Below are 12889 nucleotides of genomic sequence, written 5' to 3' on the forward strand. Positions count from 1 at the left end.
TACAATAATGGCGCTGACGACCACCGACAATGCCATCTTTACGATGATTTATGCTTCCACATCTTGGACAATCCATAGTTTTTTTTTCAGCAAAGATAATAGTACTATATAAATTTAACAATACCCTCTTTTTTTTCGATGCATGCCTGCTAATGCTTTGTTGGCAGCACAACAGAGCAACTGCATTAAAAACTATTGTTAAGTTGCGATAGTTCTTGCAAACATTCCAGCCTTAACGATCTAATAATTAAAAACGACTTTGTTGCAACGGTTGACGTCTGATTATCAAAAGATATAGGTGTATATAAAAAACAACCTAAAAAAAAAACAGCCGTTTAATAATCAGCAATATAGCAAAATTAATATTTTATTACAGGCAAAATATATCATTGTTTTTCACGGATTTATCCGTTGCAACAAAGTCATTAAAGACTGTAAAATTCTAAAAAAACAAAACATATACTAATACAACAATGCCAGAATTGTTCTGGAAAAAGACCAATGCAGACATGGTTGGACAGCATTCTTCTCACAAAAAAGAAATGATTATCCCATCATTACCAAAATATTGCACCGTCAAATAAAAAAAGTCTGGTGTGGAGCAACTAATCAACGATAACCTGACTGACTGGAACGGTAGAGGAACTAAAATCCCCCTCTTATTGTCGTCCTATTCCAAGAATTTATGGCTTAGAAAACTCTTTGTATAGAATATAACAAAACACCCAACCCCACCTTATCAACATTATTATAAAATAATTACGCCCCATTCGATTTATATTCCTTCTCAACCACCTCGATCGCTTTTTCGAGCAGTTCGTCACGTCCTTCGGCAAGTCCTTTTACAGTGGGCTTGACTTCAATATCCGGAACAATACCGACACGCTGGGTCTGACCTCCGTCAGGATAATAAACACCAAAGCCTGAAATCCATGTTTTTATTCCGCCGGGAAGAAAAATATCCGATACTCTACCATCTGCTCCGGACGTTTGGCTACCGAGGATCACCGTGTTTTGCCCGGCTCGAAACATCATAGCCTGATATTCTCCTTCACTTAATGTGTTTTCATCGACAAGAACAACGACTTTGCCTTTATAAGAAGGCCCTTTGGACGGGTAGACCGTATCGCACGGCGTAAAATAAAACTCTCCGGGATGATTCGGATTTCCTCGCGTGCATTTTCTGAAAGGTGTTTCAGACGAGACAAACCATGAACTTAACGCTCGACCTGCAAGAACCGGGCGACACCGAAGATCGATTACGATGCCTTTCGTATGTGCAAACACCTTCCGGATGACGGGAACATCCTCTTCTCTTAAAATCTCATCCCGAATAAATCCGATGTCTTTTCTTTTGCCTATCAATGTATAACGAGTCGTATCACTAGGATAAAATTCGACATAGTAAGGATGCAATAAACGAATGTCTTTTTTTCGGCTTTCTCCCGATGAGAGATAATTTAATCGAATAACAGACCGATTGGATCGAAGCATCTCAAACTCCATATTTTTCAATCGGGTCGGCTCGTTCGATGCCGGAAAATACATACGTAAACTGTCGACGATGGCCTGAACCGGCTTTCCGTCAATATGAGTAATGATATCTCCCTTTTTCAGCCCCATCACGCTATCCGCCGCTTCGGTAGTCAGTACCGTGTCTCTCAACGCCCGATATCCCGAAACGACTAATTTGTCTTCCGCAAAACGGACTTTTATCGGAGAATTCCACTGGCCCCCAGACCGCCGTATTTGATCGCCTCCTTCGAGCAAGTTAGCCGCATGCGAATCGCGTATCTCCGCAATCATCCGCAAAACAGTCCGTTCGTATCCTAATCGATCGTTTATATCCATAAAGTATGGGATGTACTCAGCAAGTACTTCATCCCACTTTTTATCCGTCAGATATTTGGAAGGATAAAAATAATGCACCATATTCCAATAGCGATACAAAGCCAATAGTCGGAATCTGGCATCGGGAACGGACATTTGCTCATACTTGTTTTCGTGCAAAAACAGCGGACTTCCGAAATGTTCAATCAGCACGTAATAATGATGTCCGTAATGCCTGTTTTGATAGATATACCGAAGTCTCTCTTTCAAATCGTTGTCCATATCGCTGTTTTCGACCCATGTCAAATCGGGCTTTATAAATACCTCCCCTAAAACCGGGCGATCGATCGTATTTAACGGGACAAAACCGAGTTTATCAATCCACTCGGATATCAAACGGTCTCGTTGTTTGTTATCATCCGCTTGTAAATAATCAGGAAGAAAACGAAAGAGTTCGTAGTCCCAATTATATTCGCCTTTTGCGATGGCGGGATGATGATATTTCAGAAATCCCCATATCTTTCCCAAAAGAACCAAGTCGTCTATCTTCTGTTGATTCAGGTCGGGAAAGTCGATCATGGCGCCTTTGTCGAACTCCTTGTCGCTTTCGGCGGCAAAAGGAGGAATTTCGTAAGGTGTAAGCTCCTCTATGTCCTTCCCGTCTACAGTCAACTTCAAATCATCGAACCATACTTTTCCGCCACCCGATAAAGAGACGCTTAGTATAAACTGTCGGGTATTGGCCGGATTCATATCCAACGTGAGCTCATATTTTTGCCAGTCGGATGTTTCGTTTACATTCTTTACAGTGCCGGACGCAACAAAGTTTTTCCCATCCGGATGATCAATGCCCATCCATAAAGAAGAAAATCCATCTGTTACCTCTTTGTTTTTGATATATCCCGACAATGTGATCTTTTTTCCCTGATAAGTATTCGGTACAAAAAACAGGATTCCTATTTCTGAATCCGGGTTATCTCCAACATATTCGAGGGAAACGGCATACTTCCCCGATCTCGTATGGACGGAATCCAAGGAAATTTTGTAGTTGGAAGGTTTGCCTGTGCCATAGCCGGACCAGCCTTGAGGAAATCCGGCTTCGACTTTTTCAAAATCCAAATTGTATGAACTCGTCTGCTGGGCTTGCCCATTGATAGATAACAAAAGTAATAATACGAATATAGATTGTGTCACTCTCATACCTCTTACATGTTTTATTCTTTTAAATAAAGCTTATTTAATTAATTCTACAAAGATAGTTTCTGAGATGCTTTTCTATACCACAAATAAAGCTTTGTCGGATATAGGAAATGGGCTGTATGTAAATTTTTCTAAACATGTCGCTTAATTTTGACTGATTGCTCATATTATCTTAACAATCAATAGTTTAATTGGCAAAATGCGTTATTCAGCAAACTCTAGTTAGGACAACATTGCATTAAGCCCCAAAAATCAATTCAAACAATTTTTCACTTTTTGCTTGTGTCATTTTTTTTCTAATACGATATCTCCGCTGATTAAATGCTGGACGACTTATGCTTCCCATGCAACAATTTATAAAAGAGCAATCTTGCCCAACTTTAAAGAGGCAACAAAAAAGAATATCTTCCTTTGTCAATTTCGGACACGATGTTTGCAAGACTCCAATTAACCTCTGGAAAATCTCAAAAACATCCACACACAACTGCTTTCTCTCACTAAAGGTGAGGCATTTACTTCTTTTTTTTCTTTCTACTAACAGATAAATATCCGTTTTTACAAACAACAAACATTCCAATCGAATTACATCTTCTAACCATTCATTGTATTCCATTACGTATATAATATGTATTCCATCTATGACAGCAAAAACAATTCATCCCAATTCTGCTCATCTTGAGCTATATATGAGATTAATGCAAGCCCTATTCCAGATATCCCAGTTAATAGTGAATAATCACATTCCCAACCATTCAGTACATATGTTTTATATCCAGCTAGACCATCATTAAAAATGGAAAAATTCAACGTTTTTTCTATCCAATAATCCCAAGCATCAGCAAACTCTCTTTGTTGAGTTTCTATATACATTCTACGAAATATCATGGAAATTCCTGAACTCCCATGACAAAGACCTGCGTCCAACACTCCTTCTTCTTTTAAATTCCGACGTTTAGTTGACTCCATTAAAATTCTCAATCCTGCTTTTTTATATTCTTCATTTTTGAGTATCTTCCCAGATTGCCATATGGCCATACCAATCCCAAGATCACCATAACACCATGCCAAGCGGCTTCTTTTGTTATTTTTTAACCCATCATTATATACGAAATCGGGGAAAAAATAGTCGTAATGTAAAGAATCAAATTGTTGTGATAATATATAATCAACAGAGCCTATCAGCATGTCTACAACCCTTCCATCTGTAATACCTTTTTCTAAAACCCGTGATAAAAAGACAATAATACTTGAAATACCATGAGATAAAGCAAGATTATACACCGACTTCTTTTCATTAATTATCCTTGTACCCCATTTAAAATAGCAAGATTTTTTATCTTTTATTGCTGTATTATACAGAAAATCTATCAATTCATAAATGTATTCGATGGCATCTTCCCTTTTTAAAAAATAAAATCCAGCCCCCAAAGCTCCATGCATAAAATCATAATAATTACGCTGAATATCATATCTCATTAATGTAGTAATATATTTATCCAATATTGGCTGAATTCTACTTATATCCACCCTCAAAAAATCATTATCACGCATAATATCAAGCAAATATAAAACTCCAGTCAAACCATCACAAAAAGTATATAATCGCATCTCCTCAGAAAGGCGATTGATTAACGTCTCAACATATTTATCTACCAATAAAATATGTGTTTTGTTTTTAGAGTATTTCAAATAGTAAAACACAAACAATAAAATACCATATTCTCCCATATATAAACCTAAAGTTTTTCCTTGCTGTTTTTTTCCAAAAACAGCTTCTGCTATCAAGTTTATTTTTTGATCAACAATACCGTTTTTTTTATTTGTCATAATCGTATAATTTTCTTATTTTTTTACATATTCCTACCGTGGAAATTTAATGTTGTCAAAATAAGATTTTATTTTTTTACAATATTTAATCAAATAAAAAACAAATAAATTAATCTCCCCAAATGGAGACATATATAAATAATCTATCTTATTTTTAATCAACCCTCGCCTCATTAATCTATAATAATTAAAAAAAAATCAACCTTTTTCATTTCAATCGTCAAAAATACACCTATAAAAACAAGAGGAGATTGTCAATAATCTCCCATTCTTGTTTTTAACAAATAGTTTGGTTTTATTATTAAAGCCCATTAGTAAACAGATTTTATGCAATAACCATGTGGATATCTATACCTATGAATTATGCATAGGTGCATTTATTCACATCCATACTACAACCATCACAAGACACCATTGTGTTCGTAAATCCAATGGTACTAATTGTTAGCCAAGTAACATGTCCTCCACCCAATTTTTTCATCTCATCGTTTTGAAGTTTTGTCACAACTTCTTTGTTTAAAGACAATTTTTCAACTTTTTCATCACGGTAAAATTTTAATATGTCGGGAGCAAAGATAATTATCCTCCCTTTCTTGCTCCAATTTATACTCCGCTTTTCTAACGAACGGTAGCATTTTTCCTAACGAACGGTCGTTTTTTTCCGATAAACGGTATATTTGCCCTTGACTGCTGTTTCATAAATCCACACAAACACACGCTATCTTTATCCGGAAATACCGAGTGACTAATTGAAAAGACACTTATTCATTGCGCACTTTCACCGCCCCATAGAAAATACCTTTCAAAATATATCATTATATCGTTTTTATAATCCGCACCACTTGTTTTTAAAATCACTCATCCGTCGGCGAGCAACAGTATACAATTCGTCATCATATTGCATTACCACAATCATTTCTCCATTTTTATGTCGGACACTTTGCATATGGTACAAATTTAGAATATACTTTTTATTGATACGACAAAAATATTCCGGCAAACAAGTTTCTATTTCCTTTAATGATTGATCCTCTAATAGTTCTTTGCCTGACAGCAAGCGGATAACCGTATATCCCTGTTCCCATCGCAAGGACAAAATATCGCGATATTTTAGCTTGATATATCCGTCATTTTGTTTCACAACCATATGCGTTGGATAAAAGACCATTTTGCTTTTTGTCAATTTTAGTTGTCTCTCTCTCTGTAAATGCACTGCAATGTTTCGCAGTACAGTACCATCATCTACCGCCTTATATCCGATCTTCTGTTTTAGGGACTTTATCAGTAGCCCGAAATCCGGAGAAAAAGATGACATCTGTTCACGATCAGACAAGTGTTTTTCTCGAATTTCCACATAAGAAATTAATCCGGCCAACTCATCAATAGCATCTTCTTTCTGTATTTGCATTCGGTTAAGATTCATCAATCGCCTGTCCAATTCATGCCAAACATCCTCATCTATTTGCACAAAGCCTTGTCTCATCAAGTGCAAAAGTCCCCAACCGACACCGGACAGTCCATCGGAAAATCGATATGAAAAGTCCGAAGGGATGACTAAGGATGACTCCATTAGCCTGTCTGCAAGCTCCTTATATGGCTTATTCCGATTGAAGTGTGCATAATGATACAGTAAAATGATCAAGCCTAATTTTCCGCCATACAAACCGACATGGGGCATTTCGTCTACTCGAAGAATGTGCTGACTGAGCAAGCGATCCATTGCCGGGGAACAAAAATAATTCTTCATGTTATCCATAATTGACAGGTATTTAATAGATATAATTCTTTACGACTTAAGATTCATATAAGCTCCTTATATTTTGTTTCATGGAGGATATCTCATATTTCTGAAGATAAATTTCCCTATATCCGCAATTCTTCTGCAGCAGTTTCTGCTCGATCTTACCGGCTAATTCTTCTACCGAAAGGATTGCTCCATCTTCTTGTTCCTCAATGCTTATTTTGCATTCGTCCTCATCAAGCATTTCATTCAGTCCTGTTGTTGTCGATATAATCATCGGAACATCGAACATCATCATTTCAATCGCGACATAACTGCACTGCTCATGAAAAGAAGGCATTACGCCAACATCCGCGATCTGATAAAAACGATACAATTCTTTCTTCTCTATACGACCTGTAAACGTGATCCGATTCCAATAACCTTTACATTTTTTTAAATAGATATTATAATCTCCGTCTCCGATAATCACCAAACGACATTCCATACGGGACGAAAGTATTTTAAATGCCTGTATCAGGTAATCCAATCCTTTTATTTCATCTAACCGGCCTGCAAACAGAATGATTTTTTCATTGTCCTTAAAAAAGAGCTTTTTTCTTATACTCAAACGTTCTTTCGGAGATAGCGGAACGTATTCGTCTTTCAATCCGTTATGGATCAACACAAGTTTTTCTTCCGGTATTCCATATTCTTCTCGCATAAGAGCATATGTATATCGAGCTAAACAGATAACCTTATCTGTTTCTTTAAAAAGTATTTGCTCTTTGTCGTATAAATCGCATATCATTCGCTCTTTGTCGGTCTTAAGGGTTTCCTCCTTCTTACGATGAAGGATTTCTTTATAATAAGTCGTATTTCCAAATATCTGAAAACACCATTCCTGAAAATGTACGGTAAAGAAGATGCGACTATCGGGGTATGCCTCTCGTATACATGGTATAAGCGAATATTCCTGATAATAGTTCAAATGAAATATCAAACGATCATTTTTTTCTATACGGATAAATTGACGTATCAAGAACCAGGCATGCCGGATATATCGTTTGTTGTATCCGGAGAAAACTGGTGGAATGGAAGGAACATAAAACATTTCGACCTCCTTCTCATTTTTAACGACAGACTCTTTTTCATCCGAAGACAGGTTAACGACATGCAATGTAACGGTTTCCAAGCCTTGTAGACATTCCATCATCTGCCGAACATAAGTACCTATGCCATATGCAGCAGCCCGGCTTCCCTCATTCAATAAATACACATGGATCATTTCAATAGTATGTTCAGTCCGTATCCGGCACATCCGTTTTCCAATCCCGGCGGCCCATCTGTAATATTTTTATTCGGCGGAGAAGTGCCTGATATACGGATCAATATCTGCTCGGTAGCCCCCTGCCATTCTTCCGAATTGTCCGGTATATTTTCCCATTCCGACAAATACAACGCATCAAAAGGAACAGTATCCGGATTTCGGCATGGTGAATTCAAACGAGTCCGGATATAACATGAAAGTCCGGGAAAGCCCGAACGGAAGGTTGTATCGGTGATACGCCGTGGATCATACTCCATAATTTTTCGGTCGATATCTTCCAATATCTCGTCCGAATCACCTTCTATATAACCGTTTTGCAGCAAATATTCGATTCCCCAGCCGATACCGCACAGTCCGTTCTCAAAATCGAATGACATTCCTCTATGAATATCTTCATATACCTCATCCAATAATTCCCCGGCAAATTCTTCGTAAATCGGATTGTTTGTATAGCGTGAATAATGGTAAAAGAAAATCACAATACCCATCTTCCCGTGGAATAATCCAAGGTCATCCAAAAAACTGCTATTTATTATCAGGTGGTTAGCAATTCTTTCAAGCAAGTGTACTTTTTCATGTTGTAATTGCATAGCATAATTACCATAAAACATCCGATCACAAATTTAGAACATACTTTCCATACATGCAAATTTTCCAAGTGAAAAATGTCTCGTAGTGACTTTATTTAACTTTTTCATATATGCACTTCCCGAACAATATCACTGAGCCGACCTGTTGCACTTGTCCCAAGGCCAATCCTTTCACCCCTACGCAACGGTTTTCATAACTTAGCCTTATCTCATCGGTTCAACCTTATACCCACGTTCTCTTAATTTGGCAATTAATCCGTCGGGGCCAATCAGATGTCCTGCTCCGACCGCGATTAGCGAAGATTCTTCATGAATCATCGGAATAATGTTACTCATCCATTGTTCATTGCGTCTGGAGCCTAATATTTCAAAAAAGTGTTCCGTCATTTTTTTGAAATGTTGTTTCTCTTCATTTTGAATGTTTTCGAGCTCTGAAAAATTCATGTTCTGTTTATTCAGCGAATCAATAGCCATCAAACCGCTCATGCTTTGTTCTTTATATAATTTGGATGCAAGGTTCATTGAAGCAGAAAACGTTTCAGGATATTGCAATATTGCTTTTAAAGAGGCGGCTTGGTATTTCAGATTGATCGAATATCTAAGAGAATCCAAATAAGCGGTTCTCTTATTTACTTCCTCTAAGGTTTCCATAAAGAGTGTCTTTTTGTAATTTTGCTTCCCGATTAGTAAAATAAATCGATCCATACCCGTCTCTTTTCCTCTAATATTTTGATAGGCTATCATACTTATAAAGAACGAACACCAGAACATTGGTTTGTATTTGAAATATTGAGGATTCCCTTCTCTTAGTATTGAATCGACAAACTGAAAGTCACTATCGCTATATAATGTTGCATAAGTACTGTCTTGGGGCATGTAAACATATTCAGCAAGATCTATTTCCTGATTATCCAAATCATAAGCATCACATTCTATTGCCACCTGCTTAGCCGCGTTAAAAGCTTTTCTGAATCCCGAAATACTATCCAAGAACGTGCGACCAACATTGTGCATCGTTCCCAAAAGATATGAATCATTTTGTAAGCCGTTGCCCGAAATTCTCCAAAGTAAGCTGTTTTCATTGTTATTCAATTCGGCCTCTTGTGTTGATTGAGCCGAACAAATCCCTATTGAAAAGGACGAAAGTAAAAATAGGGTAATTAAGATTCTCTTCATTTTTTCTGTATTTTTGTCATTATAATAAATGTGAGGTGAATAAAGACGTAAAATCCGGATCAGGCACTTCTAATAAAGATACAGTAAGTTTATGTTCATCGATGAGAAATTTATCAAAGAAACTATCACAAGCAACATCTTGCATACAGGAATTACATACCGCAACTGTTTTCATAACTTAGCCTTATCTCATCGGTTCAACCTTATACCCACGATCCCTTAACTTGGCAATTAATCCGTCGGGGCCAATCAGATGTCCTGCTCCGACTGCGATTAGCGAAGAATCTTCATGAATCATCGGAATAATGTTACTCATCCATTCTTCGTTTCGGCCAGCAATTAATACATCATTCATAAATTTAAATCTATCACGTACAATTTGCGGAGTATCCTCAAGTTTTAGCTGTTTAGTTAAAGAATCTACCGACAACTGAGTTAATGCTTGTTTGAAATAATATTTCTTCATTTGATCCACGAAAGAACGTATACTATTGGGATGCTTTAATGTGTGTTGTAACATTTTAGCCTGATCGTGCAAGTCCACCACATACCCTAATGAATCAAATTCAGTTACTTTTCGACCGACATCTTCAAGAGTTTCCATAAAATAGATTTTCTTATCATTTTGATATCCAATTAATAAAATAAATCCATCCATAGTGCTCTGTATGCTTTTGATGCTGTCATATATTACCATCTTGGTGAAGAAATTACTCCAAAAAAACGGTTTATACTTGAAATATTGACGGTTGCCTTTTTTCATTATGGAATCGACAAACTGATAGTCATCACCGTTGTAAAGCATGGCATAGGTCGTATCTTGGGGCATAAAGATATAGTCTTTTAGTTCTTCTTTAGGTTTAGAGCTTCTATTAGACTCCGCTGTATAATAGAAGTCACATTCTACTGCCACCTGTTTAGCCTCTTTAAAAGCTTTTCTGAATCCCGAAATAGTATCCAAGAACGTGCGATGAACATTGTGCATCGTTCCCAAAAGATATGAATCATGTTGTAAACCGTTGCCCGAAATTCTCCAGAGCAAGCTGTTTTCATTGTTATTCAATTCGGCCTCTTGTGTTAATTGAGCCGAACATATCCCTATTGAAAAGGACGAAAGTAAAAATAGGGTAATTAAGATTCTCTTCATTTTTTCTGTGTTTTTGTCATTATAACAAAAGGATTTTAGCCCACCTGTCATTTTCTATATCGGAAGCAAACAGGGATAAAAGACTTCCGGGAAAACCTGTAAACAGCGAAAGATTCTATTATCAAGTGATTCGCAATTCTTTCAAGCAAGTGTACTTTTTCATGTTGTAACTGCATATATATTACCATAAAACATCCGGTCGCGAATTTAGAATATATTTTCCACACATGCAAATTCCCCAAGTGAAAAAACGCCTCATAGTAACTTTATTTAACTTTTTCATATATGCACTTCTCGAACAATATCACCGAGCCGACCTGTTGCACTTGTCCCACGGCCAATCCTTTCACCCCAATCTTAAACAGCTTTACCTGGATACGTTCCCATTGCCAGCGTTTTTGTTTTTCACAGTTGTTGAGTTTGATTTCCTGCATGCCGGTGATTAGCTGTATGATATTACTCTGTTCTCCGGCGGATTGGGCAAAACGTCTGTGATCCAACTCGCGGCGATACCCCATAAAAGAGAGTATCCATACCACATACAAAGCATTACCGACAAGAAAAATACCAAGAACAACTAAATTATAATAAGCCAGCACAATGGCGAACACAAAGAAGTTGACAAATGAAAAAAGCGTACTGATGGAATTGCCCGTAAGAAACGATTCGATACGTCCGTGATCACCGATACGCTGCATGATATCACCTGTCATTTTTGTGTCGAAATAGCGAAGAGGCAATTTCATCAATTTGGCTAAAAAATCCGAAATCAAGGCGATGTTTATCCGTGTATTCATATGCAGCAATATCCAGCTGCGGATAAACTCCACGGAAAGGCGGACGATAAAAATAATGAGTTGAGCAATCAGAATCAGCGTGATAAAACTCAGGTTCCCGTCACAGATGCCGATATCCACCAGTGACTGGGTCAAAAACGGGAAGATCAGTTGCAGGATACTCACTACAACCATTCCCAGTATTAGTTGAACAAGCTGACTTCTATAAGGTCTCAAGTATCGAAGGAAATACCGGAGACTGCGATTGCGATTTTCTTTTTCATCCTCGCGATCGTAAAACTCCGGTCCGGGTTGTAGAAGCAGAGCAGCTCCTTTATCTTCGTTCTCTTTCTTTGTACTCAGCCAGCATTTTTTTAAATCGGCTTCGTCGTAGGTTACTAATCCTAGTGCCGGATCGGCCACATAAATTCGATATCCGCCTTTTTTATTCTTCTTTATATTGTAAACCACCACAAAATGGTTCTGATTCCAGTGTACGATGCAGGGCAACGGGGCTTCTTCGACAAACTGTTCGAACGAAATCATAACTCCTGATGTACGAAAGCCGATATATTCTGCCGCATCGCTTATACCCAATATGGAAACTCCTTCACGTGTAATAAACGAATGTTGACGAAGGGTTTTCAGACTGTAGTACCTGCCATAGTGCTTGGCTATCATGCGCAAGCAGGTTGGACCGCAATCTATGGAGTCTAGTTGAAGAGAATACGGAAATAATATCAACATACATTAAATCACACAAATTTAATTGCTATATAAAGGTTCAGAATTCGATTGAGGATAATAAAGCTATCACAATAAATAACAAAACAGAAAGTGTTTATTGCGAATATATAGACATAAATTCCCTTGGAATATCTTATCCAACCTTTAACATTCTCACCACCAGGACTATCGCACCACACATAAGCAAATTAGCAAAAAATGAAATTTACACACTATTAAAGAAATTATACTTGGAAAAATTTTATAATTAATAGCCAATTTTCAACCTCCAACACACTTATCATTGATGCTAATACTGGAAAATACATTGGGATCCGAGAATTATTGTCATTAAAAGTAATTTTCTTGAATTACTTATCAGAACAACGTAAATATAAAAACTTTACACTCCTATTCTCCCTCTCAAGCCATTTGTATAAATAGTCGCTCCTTAATATTTGCTTAATATTTTGTGATTCAACAAAATAATATTGAAAACAGTTGCATATATTTGCAGGAATTTGTATCTTTACAGAATAAAACCCTGCGAATTATGTTAGGAAAATT

Annotated in this window: 9 protein-coding genes and 1 pseudogene; all 10 read right to left on the minus strand. The window is 37.2% G+C overall.

Annotated elements, in window-relative coordinates; all coding sequences use genetic code 11:
* Nucleotides 1–759: 759 nt before the first annotated feature.
* Nucleotides 760–3030 carry a S41 family peptidase gene (locus Tanf_RS00350; RefSeq protein WP_046824496.1) on the minus strand — a complete coding sequence of 757 codons (2271 nt, stop codon included), beginning with the start codon at nucleotides 3028–3030 and terminating at the stop codon, nucleotides 760–762.
* A 238-nt stretch (nucleotides 3031–3268) separates the two neighbouring features.
* Nucleotides 3269–3643, minus strand: coding sequence for a hypothetical protein (locus Tanf_RS00355; protein WP_041590499.1), 375 nt, complete (start codon nucleotides 3641–3643; stop codon nucleotides 3269–3271).
* A 23-nt stretch (nucleotides 3644–3666) separates the two neighbouring features.
* On the minus strand, nucleotides 3667–4857 hold the full coding sequence (locus Tanf_RS00360; protein WP_046824497.1) for a lanthionine synthetase C family protein: 1191 nt from the start codon (nucleotides 4855–4857) through the stop codon (nucleotides 3667–3669).
* A 361-nt stretch (nucleotides 4858–5218) separates the two neighbouring features.
* A complete protein-coding gene (locus tag Tanf_RS15965) occupies nucleotides 5219–5383 on the minus strand; it encodes a class I lanthipeptide (RefSeq protein ID WP_201774566.1) in 165 nt (54 codons plus the stop codon).
* Between the two features lie 300 nt (nucleotides 5384–5683).
* A complete protein-coding gene (locus tag Tanf_RS00365) occupies nucleotides 5684–6613 on the minus strand; it encodes a LytTR family DNA-binding domain-containing protein (RefSeq protein ID WP_080948509.1) in 930 nt (309 codons plus the stop codon).
* A 37-nt stretch (nucleotides 6614–6650) separates the two neighbouring features.
* Nucleotides 6651–7898: a TIGR04157 family glycosyltransferase gene (locus Tanf_RS00370; RefSeq protein WP_080561750.1), complete on the minus strand. Its 1248-nt coding sequence runs from the start codon at nucleotides 7896–7898 to the stop codon at nucleotides 6651–6653.
* A complete protein-coding gene (locus tag Tanf_RS00375; RefSeq protein WP_140230589.1) occupies nucleotides 7862–8518 on the minus strand; it encodes a lanthionine synthetase LanC family protein in 657 nt (218 codons plus the stop codon). Before Tanf_RS00375 ends, Tanf_RS00370 begins: the two co-directional genes overlap by 37 nt.
* 183 nt (nucleotides 8519–8701) lie before the next feature.
* Nucleotides 8702–9673 (minus strand): TraB/GumN family protein, encoded by a 972-nt coding sequence (locus tag Tanf_RS00380; RefSeq protein ID WP_046824499.1) that lies wholly within the window; start codon nucleotides 9671–9673, stop codon nucleotides 8702–8704.
* Between the two features lie 184 nt (nucleotides 9674–9857).
* Complete coding sequence (locus tag Tanf_RS00385) at nucleotides 9858–10820, minus strand: TraB/GumN family protein (protein WP_074453286.1); 963 nt, start codon at nucleotides 10818–10820, stop codon at nucleotides 9858–9860.
* A 305-nt stretch (nucleotides 10821–11125) separates the two neighbouring features.
* Nucleotides 11126–12343: pseudogene (locus Tanf_RS00390) on the minus strand (cysteine peptidase family C39 domain-containing protein); the annotation flags it as partial.
* Between the last annotated feature and the right edge of the window lie 546 nt (nucleotides 12344–12889).

This window comes from Tannerella forsythia, assembly GCF_001006485.1.
GTDB classification, from domain to species: Bacteria; Bacteroidota; Bacteroidia; order Bacteroidales; family Tannerellaceae; genus Tannerella; species Tannerella forsythia.

Excerpts from the sequence above, each read along its gene's own strand:
- Tanf_RS00350 (WP_046824496.1), bottom strand. The coding sequence starts at position 3,030 with ATGAGAGTGACACAATCTATATTCGTATTATTACTTTTGTTATCTATC.
- Tanf_RS00355 (WP_041590499.1), bottom strand. The coding sequence starts at position 3,643 with ATGGAATACAATGAATGGTTAGAAGATGTAATTCGATTGGAATGTTTG.
- Tanf_RS00360 (WP_046824497.1), bottom strand. The coding sequence starts at position 4,857 with ATGACAAATAAAAAAAACGGTATTGTTGATCAAAAAATAAACTTGATA.
- Tanf_RS00365 (WP_080948509.1), bottom strand. The coding sequence starts at position 6,613 with ATGGATAACATGAAGAATTATTTTTGTTCCCCGGCAATGGATCGCTTG.
- Tanf_RS00370 (WP_080561750.1), bottom strand. The coding sequence starts at position 7,898 with ATGTGCCGGATACGGACTGAACATACTATTGAAATGATCCATGTGTAT.
- Tanf_RS00375 (WP_140230589.1), bottom strand. The coding sequence starts at position 8,518 with ATGTTTTATGGTAATTATGCTATGCAATTACAACATGAAAAAGTACAC.
- Tanf_RS00380 (WP_046824499.1), bottom strand. The coding sequence starts at position 9,673 with ATGAAGAGAATCTTAATTACCCTATTTTTACTTTCGTCCTTTTCAATA.
- Tanf_RS00385 (WP_074453286.1), bottom strand. The coding sequence starts at position 10,820 with ATGAAGAGAATCTTAATTACCCTATTTTTACTTTCGTCCTTTTCAATA.